At 73.7% G+C, this 20336-nt stretch carries 21 protein-coding genes and 2 tRNA genes; 8 read left to right on the forward strand and 15 right to left on the reverse strand.

Going from position 1 to position 20336, the window contains the following annotated elements; all coding sequences use genetic code 11:
* A partial coding sequence (locus ACFV9Q_RS21300) for an alpha/beta fold hydrolase (protein ID WP_377236055.1) occupies window positions 1-783 on the reverse strand: 783 nt, incomplete at its 3' end.
* A 107-nt stretch (window positions 784-890) separates the two neighbouring features.
* Between ACFV9Q_RS21300 and ACFV9Q_RS21305 the strand changes: the two genes are divergently transcribed.
* A complete protein-coding gene (locus ACFV9Q_RS21305) occupies window positions 891-1532 on the forward strand; it encodes a TetR/AcrR family transcriptional regulator (protein WP_377236056.1) in 642 nt (213 codons plus the stop codon).
* Between the two features lie 40 nt (window positions 1533-1572).
* Here ACFV9Q_RS21305 and ACFV9Q_RS21310 read toward each other — a convergent pair whose 3' ends face one another.
* Entirely contained in the window at window positions 1573-2217 is a 645-nt protein-coding gene (locus tag ACFV9Q_RS21310; RefSeq protein WP_377236057.1) for a DUF6518 family protein, read from the reverse strand.
* Window positions 2218-2348: 131 nt separating this feature from the next.
* Complete coding sequence (locus ACFV9Q_RS21315; RefSeq protein WP_377236058.1) at window positions 2349-3788, reverse strand: MFS transporter; 1440 nt, start codon at window positions 3786-3788, stop codon at window positions 2349-2351.
* A 119-nt stretch (window positions 3789-3907) separates the two neighbouring features.
* Here ACFV9Q_RS21315 and ACFV9Q_RS21320 point away from each other — a divergent pair, with 119 nt between their 5' ends.
* Window positions 3908-4813, forward strand: a complete 906-nt coding sequence (locus tag ACFV9Q_RS21320; protein WP_377229128.1) for a helix-turn-helix transcriptional regulator — start codon at window positions 3908-3910, stop codon at window positions 4811-4813.
* A 48-nt stretch (window positions 4814-4861) separates the two neighbouring features.
* Here the strand turns inward: ACFV9Q_RS21320 and ACFV9Q_RS21325 are convergent, their stop codons facing one another.
* The gene (locus ACFV9Q_RS21325) at window positions 4862-5347 is read right to left on the reverse strand and encodes a MarR family winged helix-turn-helix transcriptional regulator (RefSeq protein WP_377236059.1); all 486 of its coding nucleotides are present in this window, start codon (window positions 5345-5347) and stop codon (window positions 4862-4864) included.
* A gap of 46 nt (window positions 5348-5393) precedes the next feature.
* Between ACFV9Q_RS21325 and ACFV9Q_RS21330 the strand changes: the two genes are divergently transcribed.
* Window positions 5394-6803 carry an MFS transporter gene (locus tag ACFV9Q_RS21330; protein ID WP_377236060.1) on the forward strand — a complete coding sequence of 470 codons (1410 nt, stop codon included), beginning with the start codon at window positions 5394-5396 and terminating at the stop codon, window positions 6801-6803.
* Between the two features lie 10 nt (window positions 6804-6813).
* Here ACFV9Q_RS21330 and ACFV9Q_RS21335 read toward each other — a convergent pair whose 3' ends face one another.
* Together ACFV9Q_RS21335 and ACFV9Q_RS21340 are read right to left on the reverse strand one after the other, a co-directional pair.
* A complete protein-coding gene (locus tag ACFV9Q_RS21335; protein ID WP_377236061.1) occupies window positions 6814-7326 on the reverse strand; it encodes a hypothetical protein in 513 nt (170 codons plus the stop codon).
* A 33-nt stretch (window positions 7327-7359) separates the two neighbouring features.
* Window positions 7360-7992: a GyrI-like domain-containing protein gene (locus ACFV9Q_RS21340; protein WP_377236062.1), complete on the reverse strand. Its 633-nt coding sequence runs from the start codon at window positions 7990-7992 to the stop codon at window positions 7360-7362.
* Between the two features lie 185 nt (window positions 7993-8177).
* Here ACFV9Q_RS21340 and ACFV9Q_RS21345 point away from each other — a divergent pair, with 185 nt between their 5' ends.
* Window positions 8178-10529 (forward strand): glycoside hydrolase family 3 N-terminal domain-containing protein, encoded by a 2352-nt coding sequence (locus ACFV9Q_RS21345; RefSeq protein ID WP_377236063.1) that lies wholly within the window; start codon window positions 8178-8180, stop codon window positions 10527-10529.
* 36 nt (window positions 10530-10565) lie between these two features.
* Window positions 10566-10638: transfer RNA gene (locus ACFV9Q_RS21350), tRNA-Ala, on the forward strand.
* Between the two features lie 85 nt (window positions 10639-10723).
* Here ACFV9Q_RS21350 and ACFV9Q_RS21355 read toward each other — a convergent pair.
* Window positions 10724-11665 carry a cupin domain-containing protein gene (locus ACFV9Q_RS21355; protein ID WP_377236064.1) on the reverse strand — a complete coding sequence of 314 codons (942 nt, stop codon included), beginning with the start codon at window positions 11663-11665 and terminating at the stop codon, window positions 10724-10726.
* Between the two features lie 86 nt (window positions 11666-11751).
* On the opposite strand from ACFV9Q_RS21355, the gene ACFV9Q_RS21360 reads away from it, so the two are divergent.
* Both ACFV9Q_RS21360 and ACFV9Q_RS21365 read left to right on the forward strand, forming a co-directional pair.
* Window positions 11752-12732, forward strand: a complete 981-nt coding sequence (locus tag ACFV9Q_RS21360) for an NADP-dependent oxidoreductase (protein WP_377236065.1) — start codon at window positions 11752-11754, stop codon at window positions 12730-12732.
* 136 nt (window positions 12733-12868) lie between these two features.
* Window positions 12869-13495 (forward strand): superoxide dismutase, encoded by a 627-nt coding sequence (locus ACFV9Q_RS21365; RefSeq protein WP_377236066.1) that lies wholly within the window; start codon window positions 12869-12871, stop codon window positions 13493-13495.
* A gap of 49 nt (window positions 13496-13544) precedes the next feature.
* Here the strand turns inward: ACFV9Q_RS21365 and ACFV9Q_RS21370 are convergent, their stop codons facing one another.
* Together ACFV9Q_RS21370 and ACFV9Q_RS21375 are read right to left on the reverse strand one after the other, a co-directional pair.
* Window positions 13545-14948, reverse strand: coding sequence for a hypothetical protein (locus ACFV9Q_RS21370; RefSeq protein ID WP_377236067.1), 1404 nt, complete (start codon window positions 14946-14948; stop codon window positions 13545-13547).
* Window positions 14949-15053: 105 nt separating this feature from the next.
* Window positions 15054-16016, reverse strand: coding sequence for an alpha/beta hydrolase family protein (locus tag ACFV9Q_RS21375; protein ID WP_377236068.1), 963 nt, complete (start codon window positions 16014-16016; stop codon window positions 15054-15056).
* 86 nt (window positions 16017-16102) lie between these two features.
* Here ACFV9Q_RS21375 and ACFV9Q_RS21380 point away from each other — a divergent pair, with 86 nt between their 5' ends.
* Window positions 16103-16957: a helix-turn-helix transcriptional regulator gene (locus ACFV9Q_RS21380; RefSeq protein WP_377236069.1), complete on the forward strand. Its 855-nt coding sequence runs from the start codon at window positions 16103-16105 to the stop codon at window positions 16955-16957.
* An 81-nt stretch (window positions 16958-17038) separates the two neighbouring features.
* On the opposite strand, the gene ACFV9Q_RS21385 is transcribed toward ACFV9Q_RS21380, so the two are convergent.
* From ACFV9Q_RS21385 to ACFV9Q_RS21410, 6 genes are all read right to left on the reverse strand, one after another.
* Window positions 17039-17111 (reverse strand) — tRNA-Ala (locus tag ACFV9Q_RS21385).
* 92 nt (window positions 17112-17203) lie between these two features.
* Complete coding sequence (locus ACFV9Q_RS21390; RefSeq protein WP_377236070.1) at window positions 17204-17869, reverse strand: histidine phosphatase family protein; 666 nt, start codon at window positions 17867-17869, stop codon at window positions 17204-17206.
* Entirely contained in the window at window positions 17866-18303 is a 438-nt protein-coding gene (gene rsfS / locus ACFV9Q_RS21395; protein WP_377236071.1) for a ribosome silencing factor, read from the reverse strand. The genes ACFV9Q_RS21390 and rsfS overlap by 4 nt, the downstream gene beginning before the upstream one ends.
* Entirely contained in the window at window positions 18300-19511 is a 1212-nt protein-coding gene (locus ACFV9Q_RS21400; RefSeq protein WP_377236072.1) for a hypothetical protein, read from the reverse strand. The genes rsfS and ACFV9Q_RS21400 overlap by 4 nt, the downstream gene beginning before the upstream one ends.
* On the reverse strand, window positions 19504-20118 hold the full coding sequence (nadD, locus tag ACFV9Q_RS21405) for a nicotinate-nucleotide adenylyltransferase (protein WP_285108607.1): 615 nt from the start codon (window positions 20116-20118) through the stop codon (window positions 19504-19506). The genes ACFV9Q_RS21400 and nadD overlap by 8 nt, the downstream gene beginning before the upstream one ends.
* A 45-nt stretch (window positions 20119-20163) precedes the next feature.
* Window positions 20164-20316 (reverse strand): hypothetical protein, encoded by a 153-nt coding sequence (locus tag ACFV9Q_RS21410; RefSeq protein ID WP_377229142.1) that lies wholly within the window; start codon window positions 20314-20316, stop codon window positions 20164-20166.
* Window positions 20317-20336 lie beyond the last annotated feature (20 nt).

Here is a 20336-nt window from a genome sequence, read left to right on the forward strand (position 1 = left end):
AAGAAAACTCCCCCCCCCCCCCCACCCCTCTCCCCCCCCCCCCCCCCGCGCCGCGTCCGGCTCCGAGAGCACGGACTCGGCGCCGTAGATCGCGAGCAACGGCGCGGTGATGGCGGCCAGCTCGGCGTCCTTGAGCGGGCGCGCCCAGCCGGCCGCGGTCCGGTAGCCCTGCGCAGCCTTCATGCACGCCAGCTCGACGTCGGTCGGGGCGGCCCCCGGGGTGAGCCACTCGCGCATCCGGCGCCAGCCCTCGTCGGTGGGGTTCGCCCCGAACCGGAGCATCCTGAACAGGGCCCGGGCCGGCGTCCGGGCGAACACGCCGTTGGGTTCGATCAGGGACACGCTCGCGACGCGGTCCGGAGCGTGCAGCGCCGTCAGGGTCGCGTGCCAGGCGCCCAGGGACTCCCCCAGCACATGGGCGCGGTCCAGGCCGAGGCCGTCCAGCACCTGCGCGAACCACGCGCCGTAGTCCGCGTCGCGCCCCAGGGGCGCGGTCTGCACGCTGCGTCCGGCCGAGCCGACGGTGTCCAGGGCGACGACGACGCGGTCGCGCGCCAGGTCGTCGACCACGTCGTACCAGTACAGGCCGTTGCCGCCGAACCCGTGGAGCAGCACGAGCGGCAGTCCGCCGCCGATGCCCGAGCGCCGCACATGGGTGGTCCCGTACGCGGTCGGGACGTCGGACACGGTCGACGGCAGGGGCCAGAGGCCCTCCATCGCCGCATAGGCGCGCAGGTACTCGGCGCGCGCCGCCTCGTTCCTGAACCGTCCGATCCTGGCCATGGCGACCTCCGTCCCGTCGTCTTGTTGGTATGAACGTATCACTTATGATGGTGCAGGCATACCACTAACGGCCCACGGGCCGCGCACAGCACGAGAGGACGGGCCGCATGCCCCGGCTGGCCGACCACGATCAACGGCGCACCCAGATCACCGACGCCGCGCGGCGGGTCGTCGCCCGCGCCGGGCTGGAGGCCGCCACCTTCCAGTCGGTGGCCGCCGAGGCCGGCGTCTCGGTGCGCCTGGTCCAGTACTACTTCGGCACCAAGCGCGCGTTCCTGCTGGCCACCCACCGCGCCGTCGTGGCCGACGCCGGCGCGCGGTTCACCCGCCGCCTCGGCACGCTCGGCGCGGAGCCGGCGCCGCGCGAGGTCGTCCGCGCGCTCCTCGTCGAGCTGCTGCCGACGGACGCCGCGCGACGGCAGGACACCGTCGTCCTGAACGCGTTCCACACGGCGGCCCTCACCGCTTCCGACGTCGACGGGGAGGACACGCTGGGTGCGCCGCGCTATCTGATCACGGCGATCGCGGACCAGCTCCGGCGGGCCCGCGCGGGAGCGGCGCCGTCCGAGCACGACGCCGACCGGACCACAGACCTGGATGACACGGCCCTGGACGACGCCGAGCTGGACGCCGAGCTGATCGTGGCCGCCGCGAGCGGGTTGGCCCAGACCCTCCTGGTCGACGAGACCGCCGGCGCGCGCGCCGAGCAGCTGCTCGACCGGCTGCTGGACCGGCTGGTCGCGCCCTAGGCCGCGACCGGCCGGGCCGCCGCGCCGTACGGGACAGTCCCTACAGGCTGGAGTAGGCGAGGTAGAAGGCTGCCGCGACGAGCGCGGTGCCGCCCGCGGCCAGGGCCACCGGCAGCGCGCCGCGGACCCGGCGCACGAGCTGGGCGACCAGGAGCGCGAGCCCCGCGACGCCGATCACGGTCCAGTAGACCGGGCTGGTCGTCTCCCGGATGATCGTCAGCCCGTACGCCGCCTCCCCCACGCCGATGCCCGCGAGCAGCGCGGTGCCGAGGGCCGCGCGGACGCCGGTGGCGCGCAGCCAGGAGGCGGCGACGCCCACGAACGGGCCGGCCACGACGCCCACCGCCGAGAACAGGAGCGGGTCGTACACGTAGCCCCGCACCTGGGACGCGACCGTGTACCCGAGCACGAGCAGCACGAAGCTCACGGCGCCGAGCACGGCGGCGGGCGCGGTGCGCAGCCGGGACCAGAAGAGCAGCAGGGCCGTGAGCACCGTCCAGCCGCTGGCCGAGTTGGCGAACGACGCGAACGCGTCCGGCAGGAACCCCTGGGCGTACGACGTCAGCCCGCCCAGCACGAAGCTCAGGACCACCACGACCCCGGCGCGCGCCGCCGGGTGGGACAGGCGCGGGTGGGACGGGCCCGTGCGGGTCGGGGTGGTCGCGGTCCGGGCGGTCGGGGTCATGGCCACGAAACTACCGATCGGCGCCCCCGCCGGCATCGGACCCAGGGCGGACGTCGTCGTCGTCCCCAGGGTGGACACCACGGCGCACGCCAGGCTGGACGAGGACGGGCGGACGCCGGTCGATCAGCCGGTCAGCCCCGCGGCCGCCGCGCCGGCGGGAGCACCACCAGCACCACCACGAGCGCCACCGCGACCAGCGCCGCGGCCCCGGTCAGAGCCGCACTGACCTGCGCGGCGACCTGTACGGCGGCCGGCCCGGCGACGTCGGACCTGGAAGCGTCCGCCCCGCCGTCGGCGTGCGCCGCTACCGCGACGAGGACGCCCAGGCCGAGCGCCATACCGAGCTGGTGGGCGGTGTTGACAAGGCCGGACGCCGCCCCTGCGTCCTCGGGCGCGACCCCGGCGATGCCGGAGCTCGTCAGCGGCGCGAAGGCGAGACCCTGGCCCGCCCCGACGAGCAGCATCGGGAGCGCGACGGCGATGAGGTAGGCGTCGTCCGGGCCGACGCGGCTCAGCCACGCCAGCCCGCCCAGAGTGAGCGCCAGGCCCGCCGCCAGCAGCACCGAGCCGGGGATCCGGCGCAGCAGCCGCGGGACGGCCAGCGCCACGGCGAAGTTGACCAGCGTCATCGGGAAGAACCCGAGGCCGGCCTGCAGCGGGCTGAGACCGAGCACGTCCTGGAGGTACTGCGTGGTGAAGTAGAAGAAGCCGATCATGGCGCCCGGGTAGAGCAGCCGGGCGGCGTAGGCGCCGCTGCGCTCCCGGCTGCGGAAGAGCCGCAGGGGCATGATCGGGTGGGCCGTCCGCGCCTCGTGCAGCACCAGGACGGTCAGCAGCACCAGGCCCGCCGCGAGCGCACCCAGGGTCACGGGCGAGGCCCAGCCGCGCTCGCCCGACTCGATGATCCCGAGCACGAGCGCGCCCGTGCCGAGGGTCGCGGCGACCGCGCCGCCGACGTCGAACCGGCCGGGGCGCCGCTCGGTCTCGGCCAGGACCCGCCGGGCGACGACGATCATGGCCACCGCGATCGGCACGTTGACGAGGAACGCCGCGCGCCAGGAGACCCACTCCGCGAGCGCCCCGCCGACCACCAGCCCGAGGCTGGCGCCGATCCCGGCGGTCGCGCTGTACCAGGCGACGGCGCGGGCCCGGGCGAGGCCCTCGAAGTGCGCGGTGATCAGGGAGAGGGAGGTGGGGGCGACGACGGCGGCGCCGACCCCCTGCAGGGCGCGGGCGGCGATCATCCACCAGCCGGTCGGGGCGAGCCCGATGAGCAGCGAGGCGGTGCCGAAGACGGCCAGCCCGGCGACGAGGAGGCGCCGTCGGCCCAGGAGGTCGCCGGCGCGGGCGCCGAGCAGGAGGAGGCCGCCGAACACGAGGGTGTAGGCGTCCTGCACCCAGGAGAGCGTGGCGGGGTCGAGGCCGAGGTCGGCGCGGATGCTCGGCAGGCCCGTGAAGATCACGGAGTTGTCGAGCAGGATCATGAAGTAGCTGATGAGGATGACGGCGAGGATCGCCGTCGTGCCGGTCTTCGTGGCGGTGGCCACGCGGGGTGCTGCCGTGGTGTGCATGCTGCCTCTCCTGGTGCGTCGCCCCAGCACACCGCGTGGCGCGCGCCCCGGGGAGTCCCGGTCGTTCCGGGTAACGCCAGTGCCTCCCACGGCGGCAGGGGTCGGCTTACCGTGGGGGCATGGGACAGATCGACCACCGCGCCGAGGTCCGCGAGTTCCTCAGCTCGCGACGGGCCCGCCTCACACCCGACCAGGCCGGGCTGCCCGCCTACGGCGGCAACCGGCGGGTCAAGGGCCTGCGCCGTGAGGAGGTCGCGATGCTGGCCGGCGTCTCGGTCGACTACTACGTGCGGATGGAGCGCGGGAACCTGTCCGGCGCCTCGGACGGTGTGCTGGACGCCCTGGTCGGGGCGTTGCAGCTCGACGAGGCCGAGCGCGAGCACCTGTTCACGCTGGCCCGCTCGGCGGGTTCGGGCAAGGCCCGACGGGGCCGCGCGCCGACGACGGTGCGCCCCGCCGTGCAGCAGGTGCTCGACGCGATCAGCGACGCGCCCGCGTGGGTGCGCAACGGGCGCCACGACATCGTCGCGATGAACCGCCTGGCCCGCGCTCTGTACGCGCCGGTGCTCGCCGACCCGCGCCGTCCGGCGAACACCGCGCGGTTCGTCTACCTGGACCCCGCAGCCCGGGACTTCTTCGTCGACTGGGAGCGGATCGCCCGGGACTCCGCCTCCTACCTGCGCCTGGAGGCAGGACGCAACCCGCACGACCCGGCGCTGATCGAGCTCGTCGGCGAGCTCTCCACCCGGAGCGAGCTGTTCCGCCAGCGCTGGGCCTCGCACGACGTGCTGCTGCACCGCAGCGGGTTCAAGCGGCTGAGGCACCCGGTGGTGGGGCAGCTCGACCTGACCTTCGAGTCGATGGAGCTGCCGTCGGAGCCGGGGCTGGTGCTCAACGTCTACACCGCGCCGGCCGGCTCACCGGCCGCGGACGGCCTCGCCCTGCTTGCCTCCTGGGCCGCGACGCAGGACGCCGCCGAGCTCACCGAGCAGCCGGGCGCCTCCGTGGAGGAGCTGCGGGGCTGAGCACCCCGGGCGGCGACGTCGGTCGCCGCGGGTCGGCTCCGGTCGCCGTCAGTCGCCCGCAGGCGGCGTGCCCGCGGCGTCGGCAGCAGCGGCGTCGTCCGCGAGCAGGACCCGGCGCAGGAGGTCCGTCAGCGTCGCCAGCTCGTCGGCGCTGAGCACGGCCAGGTCGGCGGCCTCGCCGGCGCGGGCTCCCTCGATCAGCTCGGCCGCGAGGCGCTCTCCCGCGGGGTCGAGCTGCACCTGCTGACGCCGGCGGTCCCCCGGGTCACGGACCCGGCTGACCAGGCCCGCCTCCTCGAGCCGGTCGAGGTACCCGACCAGGTGGCTGCGGTTGAGACCCAGCCGGTCGGCGAGCTCGTGCTGGCCGAGCGGGCCGAGGTCGTGCAGCCCGGTGAGCACCGCGAAGTGCGGCAGCCGGAGCCCGTGCTTCGCGAGGTCGGCGACGAGCGCGCGGTGGCCGATGCGCGAGACGTGCCCGGCGAGGTAGGAGGGCAGGCCCAGCAGCGTCGGGGGTCGGCCCGCGGGTTGTTCCACGGGGGGACACTATCACTCGGTCGTTACATGATGTAATGATGTCGTCATGACATCCACTCGACAGGCATCAGCTCGTGAGGCGGCCCGCCAGGGCACCGCCGGACCCTTCGCCGCACTGCTGCTGGCAGTGCTCTCCTTCTCCCTGCTGCAGACCATGGTCGTGCCGGCCCTGCCCGACCTGCAGCGGGAGCTCGACGTCTCGCCGACGACGACGGCGTGGCTGATCAGCTCGTTCCTGCTCACGTCGTCGGTGGGCACGGTGATCATCGGCCGCCTGGGCGACATGTTCGGCAAGCGCCGCCTGCTGCTCGTGAGCCTGGCGATCCTCGCGGCCGGCACGCTGCTGGCGGCCCTCGCCGGCGCGCTGCCCGGGTCGATCGGCGTGCTCGTCGCCGCCCGCGCGGTCCAGGGGCTGGGCGCAGGCACGTTCCCGCTGGCGTTCGGGATCGTGCGCGAGACGTTCCCCCGGGACCGCGTGCCGGTGGCGATCGGGACCGTCAGCGCGATCTTCGGCATCGGCTTCGGGGTGGGCCTCGTGGTGCCCGGCCCGATCATCGACGCGCTCGGGTGGCCCTGGCTGTTCTGGGCCGCGCTCGTCGTCATCGTCCTCGCCCTGGCCGCGGTCGCGGCGTTCGTCGCCCGCGACCGCCCGGGGCTCGGCGGCCGGGTCGACTGGGTCGGCGCCGGCGTGCTGACCGTCGCGCTCACGGCCCTGCTGCTGGCGATCAGCCAGTCCCGCCTCTGGGCGCCCGCCGTCGTCGTCGCCCTGGCGGCCGTGGCGGTCGCCGCGTTCGCGGGCTTCGTGCTGCTGGAGTCACGCCTGGCCGAGCCGCTGGTCGACCTGCGCGTGCTGCGCCGCCGGACGCTCGTCACCGCGAACCTCACCGCCCTGATCATCGGCTTCGGCATGTACGGCGCGTTCACCCTGGTGCCGCAGCTCGTGCAGACCCCCACCGAAGCCGGCTACGGGTTCGGCGCCACCGTCACCGAGTCGGGGCTCTACCTCCTGCCCATGGCCGTGACCATGCTCTTCGCCGGCCCGCTCGCCGGGCGCCTGGGCCCCCGCATCGGGTTCACCGCGACGCTGGTCGCGGCCTGCCTCATCGGCGCGGTCGGCTTCGCGGCCTTCGCGGTGGGCCACCAGCACCCGTGGGCCGTCGCCACGGGGGCCGGCGTGCTCGGCGTCGGCATCGGCTTCGCCTTCTCGTCGCTCGCCAACGTGGTGGTCGGCGCCGTCGAACCGCACGAGACCGGGGAGGCCACGGGCGTGAACACCATCGTGCGGACCATCGGCGGCTCCCTCGGGGCACAGGTCGCCACCGCCGTCGTCGGCGCGACGACGGCCACCGGGCTGCCCACCGCGGCCGGCTACACGACGGCGTTCGCCGTCTCGGCCGTCGCGCTCGTGGCGGCGGCGCTCGTCGCGCTGGCGGGCGGCCGCGGGCGAGCGCGATGAGGCAGGCGGGTCACCGGGCCCGGGCGAGATCCCGGACCAGGGCGGGCGTGCGCCGTCGGCCGACCAGCACCGACCACCGGGCGACCGGGTACGACAGCCGGACCACGAAGTAGTTCACGTGCTCGAGCACGCCGAACGCCCAGACGAGCAGGCACAGCACCAGGGCGCCGGTGTCCGGGCCGGTCAGCAGCAGCCCGGCGAGGCAGACCACGAGCAGGACCGGGTTCAGCACGCGGAACACGCGATAGGCCATGGCGACCCGACGTGGCATCCCGGGGCGCCCGGCGCCGGGCAACCAGGTGCGCGCGGCGAGCCAGTACGCACCGCCCTGGACCAGGACGACCAGCAGCGGCGTCAGGGCCCACCACAGCGCACGCCCGCCGTCGTCGTCCAGCCGGGCAGCCACCACCGGCTGGACGACGACGAAGACCGCGACCGAGACCAGCTCGCCCAGGCCGAGGCTCAGGTAGGTGCGGCGCAGCCGCACGATGCCAGGGCGGGATCCAGGTCGTCCGTCGATCATCCGGGTCAGCGTACGGGCTGGTGGGAGCCGCCATCAGTCACTTCCGGCGGACACCTCGACCGGCTGCCGGAGGATCGTCCGCTGCTTCTCCGGCGCGACCCTGCGGAAGTCGCTGAGGTAGATCTCGTGGTGCCTGCCGGTCCGGCGCAGCCCGTGGGCGGGGATGAACTCATCGTGCATCCGCGCGAGCGTGGCGGCCTCGGCGTCGAAGGGCCCGACGTGCAGCGTCTGCACGCAGCGCCCCTCGGCCACGGTCTCCAGGCGGACGTCGCCCAGCCGGGCCGGGCCGCCCTTGGCCCGGACCTGCTCCACCGCGGCGGCGAACGCCTCCTGGGTCGTCCAGTCCGGGACCATGATCAGCAGCGTCCAGTCCCAGCGGGACTTGTCGCGCGCCGTCGTGAAGGCGGCCATGTCCTCGGCCCACCACTGCCCCTCCAGCGGCATGACGACGTAGTCGCGTCCGAGCTCGCGCTTGCTGGCGAACTTGAGGGTGTAGGCCACGGGGTACAGCACCTCGACCGCCTCGGTGAAGGCCGGCGAGCTGTTCGGGTCACCATGTCCGTCGATCATCAGGTACGGCAGGTCGGGCACGTCGACGATCCGGAACTGGTCCCGCTTCGCCCGGTAGGCGTCGAGGGTCTTCTTGAGGTCGGTCTTGTCGGCCATGGGCACCTCGCGGGTCGGGGATCCGGCGTCGGCCCCGTACCAAGGGCCCCGGATCGGAAGGCTCCGTACCAGGGACAGTAGCCGCCGCCCGGCGGGCCGGACCACAGCAGGTGAACGGCCCGGCGGCCCTTACCTAGCGACTGGTAGGTTTCCGGCGTGCGAACACAGACCGACAGGAGCGCCCGATGACCAGCGTCCACGACACGTCCGCCCCGGCACAGGCCTACCTCGACCCCGGCCTCCCGGTCGCGGAGCGGGTGGCCGACCTGCTGGCCCGGATGACCGTGGCGGAGAAGGTGGGGCAGATGCTCCAGCTCGACGCCCGCGGCGACTACGAGGGCGACATCCTGCGCAAGCACGTGGGATCGATCCTGCACACCTCGCCGCATCGCGTGGGGCTCGCGCACGACCTGGTGGAGCAGACGCGGCTGCGCATCCCGCTGATCGTGGGCGAGGACTGCATCCACGGGCACTCGTTCTACGAGGGCGCGACCATCTTTCCGACGCAGCTCGGGATGGCCGCGACCTGGGACCCCGCGCTGCTGGAGCAGGCCGCGCGGATCACGGCGGTCGAGGCGTCCGCGACCGGTGTGCACTGGACCTTCAGCCCCGTGCTGTGCATCGCCCGCGACCTGCGCTGGGGACGGGTCGACGAGACCTTCGGCGAGGACCCCTACCTGATCGGCGAGCTCGCCTCGGCGATGGTGCGCGGGTACCAGGGCTCCGGCCTGGCCGACCCGACGGCGATCCTGGCCACCGCCAAGCACTTCGCTGGGTACTCCGAGACGCAGGGCGGGCGCGACGCGTCCGAGGCGGACATCTCGCGGCGCAAGCTGCGGTCCTGGTTCCTGCCCCCGTTCGAGCGGGTCGCGAAGGAGGGCTGCGCCACCTTCATGCTGGGCTACCAGTCGATGGACGGCGTGCCGATCACGATCAACGACTGGCTGCTCAACGACGTGCTGCGCGGCGAGTGGGGCTACACCGGCACGCTGATCACCGACTGGGACAACGTGGGCCGCATGGTCTGGGAGCAGAAGGTCCAGCCCGACCACGCCCACGCCGCCGCGGCGGCCGTCCGGGCCGGCAACGACATGGTGATGACCACCCCGCAGTTCTTCGAGGGCGCCCAGGAGGCCATCGACCAGGGCCTGCTCGCCGAGTCCGACCTCGACCGCGCCGTGGCCCGCATCCTGACGCTGAAGTTCGAGCTCGGTCTGTTCGAGAACCCGCGCCGGCCCACCCTCGACCGCGACGGGGCGCTCATCGGCTCCGCCGCGCACGCCGCCGTCAACCTCGACGTGGCGCGCCGGTCGCTGGTCCTGCTGCGCAACACGGACGCCGCGCTCCCCTTCGCCGGCGGCTTCACCGGCGTGGACGACGACGGCCGCGCGGCCGGTGCCGCGGACGACCGGCCCCGGCGCGTCGCCGTCGTCGGACCGCTGGCCGACGCCGCCCAGGCCCAGCTCGGCGACTGGGCCGGCAGCTCGGGCCAGGCCGACTGGCTGCCCGACGGGCACCCGCGGGAGATGATCACCACCGTGCTCGACGGGCTGCGCGCCCTGGGCCCGCAGGACTGGACGGTCACCAGCGCGCTCGGCGCCGAGATCGTCACGCTGGTCTCGCCGCCCGAGGGCGACACCCTGCCCGACGGGCAGCCCCGGCCCAAGATCGCCGTGCCGTGCGACCCCGACCCGGAGCTGATCGCCGAGGCCGTGGCCCAGGCCGAGGGCGCGGACCACGTCGTGGTCGTGGTCGGCGACCAGGTGGAGCTGGTCGGCGAGTACAAGTCCACCGCGACGCTGGAGCTCGTCGGCGGGCAGGTCGCCCTCCTGGACGCGCTGGCCGCAACGGGGACGCCGATGGTCGTCGTGGTCATGGCGTCCAAGCCGCTGGTGCTGCCGGAGTCCGCCCTGAACGCCGCCGCGGTGATCTGGACGGCCAACCCGGGCATGGAGGGCGGTCGGGCGGTCGCCGAGCTGCTGCTCGGGCTGATCGAGCCGTCCGGCCGGCTGCCGATCTCGTTCGCCCGCCACGTGGGCCAGCAGCCGGTGTACTACAACCAGATCCGCGGTCAGCACGGCGCCCGGTACGCCGACCTGACGCAGGAGCCCGCCTTCGTGTTCGGCCAGGGCCTGTCCTACAGCACGGTGGAGTACTCCGACCTCGGGGTGCGGGACGCCGAGGTGGGCCCGGACGACACCGTCCGCGCCCGGGTGACCCTGACCAACACGGGCGCCCGCCCGGCGCGCGAGACCGTGCAGGTCTACGTCAGCGACACCGTGACGTCCGTGAGCTGGACCGACAAGGAGCTCAAGGCCTACCGCCAGGTCGACGTCGCCCCCGGGCAGAGCGTCGTGGTCGAGATCGACCTGCCGGTGGCGGACTGCACGATCGTCGACAGGGTCGGCGACCGGGTCGTCGAGCCGGGCGGTTTCGAGCTGCTCGTCGGCTCGTCGTCACGCGACGCGGACCTGCTGCGGGTGCCGTTCACGGTGGTCGGCAGCCCCGCTTTGGTCTCCGGGCCGGGATCGGTCTAGACTGACGGCGCTCGCCCACCTGGGCGAACGCTGTTCGGGGCTGTGGCGCAGCTGGTAGCGCACCTGCATGGCATGCAGGGGGTCGGGGGTTCGAGTCCCCCCAGCTCCACCGAAACACTCAGTCAGAGGCCATTCCGGAATCCTGTAACAAGGAGGAAGGGATGGCCTCTCGTCATGAGCCCACCAGTTCTGGCTCAGGCCGACAGGCGACCGTCGTCGCGCGCAGCGGTGCGGTACCGCCCGGGAGTCATGCCGCGGGAGCGGGCGAACGCCCTGCTGAAGGCGGGGACCGACTGGTAACCGACCGCTGTGGCGACGGACTCCACCGGGTCCCGGCTCCCGCGCAGGCGAACCGCAGCCAGGTCCAGGCGCCACTGGGTCAGATAGGCGGCGGGGGTCTGTCCGACGGCGGCCACGAACCGGCGGGACAGGGTCGCCCTGGACACGCCGAGAGCGTGGGCCAACCTTGTCGTGGTCCACGGCAGTGCGGGCTCGGCGTGCAGCTGCTCCATCGCCTTGTGCACGAGCGGGTCGGCGAGCACGCCGAGCCAGGTGCCGTGAGGTTCGGACCGGGTGGGCAGCCAGGCCCGCACGAGCTGTACGAGCAGCACATCGACCAGGCTGTTCAGCACCGCCCTTCCCGCCAGCTGTGGGTGGCTCAGTTCTCGCCCGAGCATCCGGACGGTGTCGTCGAAGCCGTCCGCGCCGTCGTCGCCGCGGATGTGCACCACCTCCGGCAGCGTGCCGAGGATCTGGGTGTGCACGGTGTGGTCGCAGTCGTAACCGATGGTCACGATGCGGGTGTCGGCGGGCTGTGAGCCGAGGCGAATCACCTCGCCCGACCCGAACCCTCGGCTCACCATCTCCGGATCGGCCACCGAGGTACCGGCACCCGGCCCACTGCTCAGCACGTGCGCCGGCCCGCCCGGCATGAGTACCACGTCTCCCGCCGCCAGCTCTCGCCGGCGCGGTGAGGAGCCCGGAAGATCGAGCCAGGCGTTGCCGGCGGTGACGACGTGCACGACCGCCACGGCACAGCCCGCAACGGAGACCGACCAGTCCCCGCCTGCTTCCGTGCGCGTGCCGATCGTGCCCCGGACGCCGGAGATCTCCAGCACGTCGGCGACAAGATCCATGCAGGCATGCTAGATGAGTCAAACGAGCAACGAAGTGAGCGTTCCGGGCATCGACTGCTCACGTACCCCCTTCATACGGTGGGTTCATGACAGCCGACACCATGCGGGCGCTCGTCGCGACCGGCTACGGAGCTCCCGAGCAACTCACGATCGCCGAACTGCCCGTGCCTCGTCCCGGTCCCGGCCAGGTCCTGGTGAAGATCGCCGCCGCGACGCTCAACCCCACCGATCTGCGCGTCGTCACCGGCGGGTTCCGCGACCTGGTCGACCTTCGGTTCCCGTACACGCTCGGCAACGAGTTCGCGGGCACCGTCACCGAAGCCGGGCCGGGCGTCACCCGCTTCCGCGCGGGCGACGAGATCTTCGGCATGGCGATGCCCCGCCAGCTGCGCGCCGCCGCCGACCCCCTGCGACCGTCACTGAGCACCGGCGCCCTCGCCGACTACGCGGTCTTCGAGACGGACACGCCCGCGCTGGACCACCGCCCGGCCGGCCTCAGCGCAGAGCGGGCCGCGTCGCTGGTGATTGCGGGCGCCACGACGCTGGCGCTCATGAACGCCGCGAAGATCCGGCCCGGCGACTCCGTCCTCGTCATCGGCGCCACCGGCGCGGTCGGTCTGACCCTGATCCCGGTCCTGCACGCGGCCGGAGCCGAGATCACGGTGACCGCCCGCACTGCCGAGGCCGCCGAGCTGCTGCACGGCCTGGGCGCCCACCACGCGGTCGCCTACGACGAATACCCCACCGGCGTCGACGTCGTCCTCAACCTCGCGCTCCTTGCCGACGGCCTGCCCGCGGCGGCACGCAGCCTGCGTCCTGGCGGCCGGCTCGTCTCCATCATCTTCCCGCCGCCGGAGCCGGAACAGCTCGGGCGCGATGACGTGGAGCTGGCTTTCGTGATGAACACGGGTGGTGGGAGCAACGGCACACGGGCCGTGGCCGAAGCTGCGATGGCGGGCCGGCTCTCCACACCGATCGCCCGACGGTACTCGCTCGACCACGGCGTCGAAGCGGCGGTCCACTACGCCCGCCGGCACCCGCTCGGCAAGATCGTCGTCACCGCCTGAGCGCCGCGACCGCCTGGCCGGAGCTCGTTCCGCGCACGGGTGTGTCGACCATCACCACCGCACCCCGCCCGGGTCCGTTGACCTGAACCGCGGTTGAGGTTCTAGCGTCGGAAGCACTCGACGAGAGGACCCGGAAATGCCCGTCTACACCCTGCCTGACCTGCCCTATGACTACGCCGCGCTCGAACCGCACATCAGCGGGCGGATCATGGAGCTGCACCACGACAAGCACCACGCCGCGTACGTGGCCGGCGCCAACGCCGCGCTCGACGCGCTGGCCGAGGCACGCGAGAGCGGCAACCTGGCCGCGGTGAACCTGCACGAGAAGAACCTCGCGTTCAACCTGGGCGGCCACACCAACCACACCGTCTTCTGGAACAACCTCTCGCCCGACGGCGGCGGCGAACCCACCGGCGAGCTGGCGGCAGCGATCGTCGACCAGTTCGGCAGCTTCGCGGCGTTCAAGGCGCACTTCGCCGCAGCGGCCACCGGCATCCAGGGCTCGGGCTGGGCGGTGCTCGGCTGGGACAGCATCGGCGGGCGGCTGCTGGTGTTCCAGCTCTTCGACCAGCAGGCGAACGTGCCGCTGGGGATCACCCCGCTGCTCATGCTCGACATGTGGGAGCACGCGTTCTACCTGGACTACCTCAACGTCAAGGCGGACTACGTCGCGGCGTTCTGGAACCTGGCCAACTGGGCCGACGTCGGCGCGCGGCTCGACCGGGCACGGGCGACGACCGGGGGTCTCCTCACGCCGGCGTGACCCCGCACGACGTGGACGAGGGCCCGGCCGCCGGCCGGGCCGTCGTTCGTCAGCGCCGTGCGGTCCGGGGTGTGGGCTTCGGCGTCAGCGAGGGCCCGGTCGACGCCGGGTCCGGCCGCTTCTTGCCGTCCTCACCGGTCATCCGCGGCGCGGGCTTGATCGGCCAGCGCTCCACGACCTGGCTCCGCAGCTCGTGGCCACGAGCGGCGGCGACGACGTCCCACACGATCGCGCCGACGACGAGGGCGACCGAGACCGCGAGCGTCACCAGGGCCTGGGGCACGAAGCCGCCGAACGTCTCGTCGGCGTCGCCGTACAGCGTCGCGACGTCCTCCATCCCGCCCGTGCCGAGGCTGTACACGCCCCAGCCGAGCGTGGTCCCGACGGCGGCGAGGAGGGCCAGGGCCTGCACGAAGATCACGGGCTGGTGGTTGGCGTACTTGCGCAGCAGTCCCCTCGGCGGGCGTGGGGCCGCTCGGTCCTCCAGCGCCTGGCGCAGGATCTCCTGCTCGCGCCGCTGGACGGCCGAGTCGGCGAAGAACCCCACCACCAGGAGCCCGACGGCCGCCACGACGAGTGCCGCGAAGACCCAGACGCCGACGACGAGCACCACCTCGACGCCGTCCCCGTACTCGACCCGAGGTCCGGCGTCGGTCGTGGACCGGAACGGGTGGGTGACGAACAGCCAGAGCTGCAGCAGGCTGAACCCGAGCGCGAGGCACACGATGCCCACGTACTCGTACCAGGTGGCCGTGCGCTGCTTGCGCACGAGGTCGGGCGGAAGCGCCGCCTCGTCGTCGTTCTGGGACCTCGCAGGGGCGGCTCGCCGCCAGGCCGCGTGCTCGTCGGCCGTGGTCCAGTGCGCCGCGATCACCAGCCGACGGCGGTGGTGCGCGGGACGGCCCGCCAGCGCGAGGAGCACGAAGGCCCCGGCGACCCCCGTACCCGCGAGCGAGCCCCACAGGATGTACATCTCGCTGCCGTTGACGCCGAAGGCCGCCACCACGGTGAACAGCACGCCGATCCCGGCGAGCAGCGCGGACACCACGAAGAACGCGACGAACGGCGGCTGGGCCGCCACCAGGTCCACCTGGCTCGGGTGCGGCACGGCCGTCCTCGGCGCACCGTCGCGGGCCGCCCGGGCGACGGCGCGCGAGGTGATCACCTCGCGCAGCGCGGACAGGACGGTGGTGAGGACGCCGGCGCCCAGCGCGAGGACGAGCACCGGGACCATGGCTGCCCGCGCGAGCTGGTCGAGCGCACCGCTGACGGCGGGCTCGTCGAACAGGGCCTCCTCACCCACCATGGCGACGGCCAGGAGGAGCACGAAGGCGGCGCCGATGCCGACGAGGAACGGGGCCAGCGCGTTGATCGTCGCGTTCACCAGGTTTCCAGCGGCACCCACCGGGTACACGCGCCAGTGCGGCTGATCTGCTCGAGGTCGCTCGGTCATGTGCCGGCAGCCTATCCACGGCGAGCGACCCACGTCCGGCTCACACGCTGGCACGCATCGTCGCCGCGGGAACGAGCCCCCCGGCACACGCCCGGACGGCGTCGGCTACCTGGTCTGCACGCTCGCGAGCGACGGGTTGTCGCGGACGGCGTCGAGGGCCCGCCGCCACGCGGGGTCACCGGGATCGAGAGCCGACCGCAGGTAGGCCCAGGTCATGCGCTGGGTGACGGCGAGCCGTTCGGGGTCCTCGTCGTCGGTCTCGGCGAGGTCGTAGCCCATGATGCCGCCAAGATAGTGCCTCGCCCCCGGCAGCGTCAGCAGGGCGTCGGCGCCCGGGCTGAGGTGGTAGGGCTCGGCGGACCAGTCGGCGCCGCGGGTGGTGGCGGCCGGGTTGTCGTCCTGGTCGCCGTGGACCACCAGCGTGCGGGTGGTCAGGTGCGAGAAGTCGGCCTCCAGCTCGGGGTACCGCGCGCGCATGGCGTCGGTCATGCCCTCGGCGCTGCCGGTCGAGGCGAGCAGCACACCGGCACTGATGCGGGGCTCGCGCAGGTCGAGGACGCCGCCGGCCGGGTCGGTCGCCCGCGCGCCGAGCAGCGCGCTGACGGTGTTGCCGCCCGCGGAGTGGCCGACGGCGGCGACACGCGCCCGGTCGAGCCGCCCGGCGACGGCCGGCGCCTGGGCCTCGATCGCGTCGAGACCGTCGAGGATCAGCGTGAGGTCGTCGATCCGTGAGCGCCAGAACAGCGGATAACCGGGGGCGTCCGGGTCCAGGCCGAGCCCGCCGTCAGGGGCGCTGAGATGGGTCGGCTGGAGGACGGCGATCCCGTGGCCCGCCCAGAAGTCGACCAGGGGCGCGTAGCCGTCCTTGGACCGCAGGTGGTACGAGCTGCCGCCGCCGTGGGACAGGAGCACGATCGGCAGGGCGTCACCGTGCAGGGGCGCCGTGACCCGCAGCGTCAGCGGGAGGGCGCGGTCCGGCGCCGGGAGGGTGACCGGGTTGACCGAGACGGTCGGCACCGCGGGCGGGACGGGGATGTGCCGGGCGAGCCCGACGTGATGGGTGGTCATGCCCCTACCGTGCGGCCGGTCGCCGTGGTTCATCCAGGACCGGTCCGGTCCTGGCTGCGGTCGCGACCGCGGGACATACTGATCAGGTGATCGACCGGCCCGGGCTCGCCGAGTTCCTGCGCCGACGGCGGGCGGCGCTCTCGCCGTCGGACGTCGGCCTCCCGGAGACGTCGCGCCGCCGGACGCCGGGCCTGCGCCGCGAGGAGGTCGCGGTGCTGGCCGGTGTGTCCAGCGACTTCTACGCGCGGCTGGAGCAGGCACGCGGCTCCGACCCGTCGGAATCGGTCGTGGCCGCGCTCGCGCGGGCGTTGCGGTGCACCCCGGACGAGCGGGACCATCTCTTCCGCCTCGCCGGCGTGCCGGTCCCGTCGCGGCAGGTCGGCCGCCGTCTCGACCCGGGGCTGCGCCAGCTCGCCGAGCACCTGGACGACCTGCCGACGTGCGTCTACAACGATCTCGGCGACGTGCTCCACACCAACGCGCTCGACGACGCCCTGCACTGCCGTGGCGAGCTGCTCCCGGGCCGGGACAGCAACGTCTACTGGCGGTGGTTCACCCGCCCGGAGTCCCGCGGCCTCGTCCCGGAGGCGGACCGGGCCCGGCTGTCGCGGGCCCATGTCAGCGATCTGCGCGCCACCTACTCCCGCCGTGCCGAGGACGCCGAGATCACCGGGCTCGTCACCGGCCTCGCCGCGCACAGCGCGGAGTTCGCGACGCTGTGGGACCAGCACGACGTCGCGGTCCGGCGCTCCGACCTGAAGGATGTCCAGCACCCCACGGTCGGGCTGGTCCGGCTCCGGTGCGAGGTGCTCGTGACGCCCGGGACCGGCATCCGGGTGCGGGTCCTCCTGCCGCTGGAGGGTACGGACGCCGCCGACAAGCTCGACCTGCTCCGCGTCATCGGCACGCAGCGGTTCGCGGAGGCCGCAGAGGCCGAGTGAGCACGCAGGCGGAGCGGGCACACCGAGCACGAGAAAGGCCGCCGACCCGCACTCTCGTGCGGGTCAGCGGCCTTCGTCCGGTGGAGCTGGGGGGACTCGAACCCCCGACCCCCTGCATGCCATGCAGGTGCGCTACCAGCTGCGCCACAGCCCCAGATTGGTCTCTCCCAGCCATTGGGCCGGGCGAGCGTCGTTAGTCTATGCAGACCGACGCCAGGGACCAAATTCAAACCGGCGTGCGCTCGGTCACTGCCGGGCCTCGGGCCCGGACTGCCACGTGTCGAGCGGGTAGCCGGCGCCCACGTTGTGCGCGACGAGACGCCACGCCGGGCTCGCGCCCGGTCCGGAGGCGCGCAGGTGCGACCAGTGCACGTTGTGCAGGCCGTGCAGACCACGCCACGTCGCGGGGTCGAGACCGAGCAGGCGGGTGATCGCCTGCGTGATCGCCGAGCCGTGCGACACGACCACGAGCGTCTCCCCCGAGCCGAGAGTCTCGGCGTGCCGCAGCACCGCCTCCTCCATGCGCCGGGCGGTGACCGCCTTGGACTCCACCCCGTTCGCCTCGGGCTCGCCGCCGCCGCGCCAGACGGCGTGCTCCTGCGGCCAGCGCTCGGCGATCTCGGCGTCGGTCATCCCCTCCCACTCGCCGAACGACCGCTCGCGCAGCCCGGCGTCGGTCAGGACCTCCAGGTCGAGGTGCCGCGCGTACGCGGCCGCCGTGTCCCGGGCCCGCTGCAGGTCGCTGGAGACCACGAGGGACCCCTTGTGCGACGCCGCCAGCGCCGTGGCGCCCTGCTCCGCCTGCCAGCGGCCGACCTCGTCGAGCGGGATGTCGATCTGGCCCTGCAGGCGCAGGCCCGCGTTGTATGCCGTGCGCGCGTGGCGCAGCAGCACGATCGTCCCTGCGGTCACTGGCGGGAGTCCCCGGCCAGGTGGATCGCGCCGTCGTCGGGGTCGCGGAACTCCGTCGCGTCGCCGCCGCCCTGGGCGTCCTCGGGCAGCGGGATGGCCGGGCAGTCCTTCCACAGGCGCTCGAGCGCGTAGTAGGTCCGGTCCTCGGCGTGCTGCACGTGCACCACGACGTCACCGAAGTCGATGAGCACCCACCGGGCCTCGGACTTGCCCTCGCGCCGGATCGCCTTGACGCCCTCCTTGAAGAGCGCCTCCTCGACCGCGTCGACGATCGCCGAGACCTGACGCTCGCTGGCGCCCGACGCGATGAGGAACACGTCGGTCAGCACGAGCTGCTCGCTGACGTCGAGCGCGATGATCTCCTGCGCCTTGATGTCGCTCGCCGCCCGCGCCGCGATGATCGCGAGCTCTGTGGCCCGCTCGGTCGCCGTCATACCGCATTACCTCCCATGAAGCCGGGCAGTCCGCCCGGCAGAGTGCCCAGCAGGGCGGCCGCCTGGTCCGTGGGGTACCCGACGCTGTCCCCCTCGAGCACGAGCTTCCAGATCAGGAGGCCGAGCACGAACGCCACGACCACCAGGATGATGTAGTGCAGCCAGGTGTACTGCGGGCCCTCGTCCTCCTCCTCGTCCCACTCCTCCTCCACCTCACGGCGGGAGGCCCGGGACGGGGCGATGGGGCCGGCACCGAACTGGCCGGGAGCACCGGGGTGCGGCTGACCGGGGCCACCCATCTGACCGGGGCCGCCCATCTGGCCCGGTCCGCCGATCTGACCGGAGCCGGGACCACCCGGGGCGCCGGGGACGGGCTGACCGCCCGGGCCGCCGCGGCGTCCGGGGAACGGCGAACCGGGGGCCCCGGGCGCGCCGCCCGGGGGCGCCGACTGCGGAGCCGCCGGGCCACCGGCCTCCCAGGGCAGCGCGGGCGCGCTGCTCGAGACGGCACCGCTGGGCGGGGCTCCGGCCGGACGGCCCGGTGCACCCGGGCGCTGCTGGCCGAGGCCGCCGGGGGCCCCGGGCGCGGTCGGCGCACCAGGACGGCCGCCGAACGGCGACGGCGGCTGCTGCTGGGCCGGGGCGGGCGGAGGCGGTCCCCACTGCGTCGTCTGGCCGACGTCGGCCGGTCCGGCGGGCGCGCCGGGCGCCTGCGGCGGGGCAAACCGCGCGGAACGGCCCTGCTGCTGGGGCGCGGGCGGCACGGGTGCGCTCGCCGGGCGCCCGCCGAACGGGCTCGGCGGGGCGCTCTGCTGTCCGGGACCGCCCGGCGCGCCGTGGCCGCCGGGGGCACCCTGGCCGCCCGGTCCGGACGGAGCGCCCGGACGGCTCTGGCCGCCACCGGGGCCGAAGGGCGACGGGTTGCCGCCGGGCTGCTGCACCGGCGTGAGCCGGCCCGTCGCGTCCACGCCGCGCGAGCCGCCCGTCGCCTGCGGGGGCCGGGCGACCGGCGGGTTGCCCGGGTTCGGCGACCAGCCGCCCTCGGGAGCAGGGGCGGGTGCGGGCGCGCCACGGTGCGGAGGCTGCTGCTGCCCGCCCTGCGGCGGGTAGGCACCACCACCGGCACCACCGCCGGCGGCAGCCGCGGCGGCAGCCTCACGCTCGCGGATCTCGCGGCGCGTCATGGGACGACCCTTGTTGTCACTCATCGTGAAGACCTCGATACAGTCCGTGCTTGGCGATGTACTGGACCACGCCGTCAGGCACCAGATACCAGACCGGCAAACCCTCCTCGGCCCGACGACGACAGTCGGTCGAGGAGATAGCTAGTGCAGGAACCTCGAGTGTCGTCACGCCGTCCCGAGGAAGCCCGTCCACGGTGAGCATGTGCCCAGGCCGTGTGACAGCGACGAAGTGTGCCATGTCCCAGAGCTTCTCGGCATCCTTCCACGAGAGAATCTGCTGGATGGCGTCCGCTCCCGAGATGAAGTAGAGGTCCGCGTCCGGGCGCTGCGTACGCAGATCGCGGAGCGTGTCCACCGTGTACGTGAGGCCCGCCCGGTCGATGTCGACGCGGCTCACCGTGAAGCGCGGGTTCGACGCCGTGGCGATCACCGTCATGAGATAGCGGTGCTCCGCCGGGGTGACCCGCTGCTTCTGCTTGAAGCCCGGACGGCCGGTGGGAACGAAGACGACCTCGTCCAGCTCCAGCTGCGCGACCGCCTCGCTCGCGGCCACGAGGTGACCGTGGTGGATGGGATCGAACGTGCCGCCCATCACCCCGATGCGCGGCCTGGTCCCAGTGGGGGCACTCATGCGGTGCGTGCACTCATCTGGTCGTCAGGCTCCCGTCTAGATGGATCAGTGCCGGTTGCCGACGTTGCGGAACGCGTACGTGACGAGCAGCGCGGCCACGAGCGCGCCGAAGGCGATCAGGCCGAGCGCGACCGGGGCGATCGGCTCGTTGACGTGCTCCGAGGCGGCCTCGGCAGCCAGGACGGCGGTGTGCAGCACGGGTGTTCCTCCTAGTCGAA

The organism is Promicromonospora sp. NPDC059942, from assembly GCF_042731755.1.
GTDB lineage: Bacteria > Actinomycetota > Actinomycetes > Actinomycetales > Cellulomonadaceae > Promicromonospora.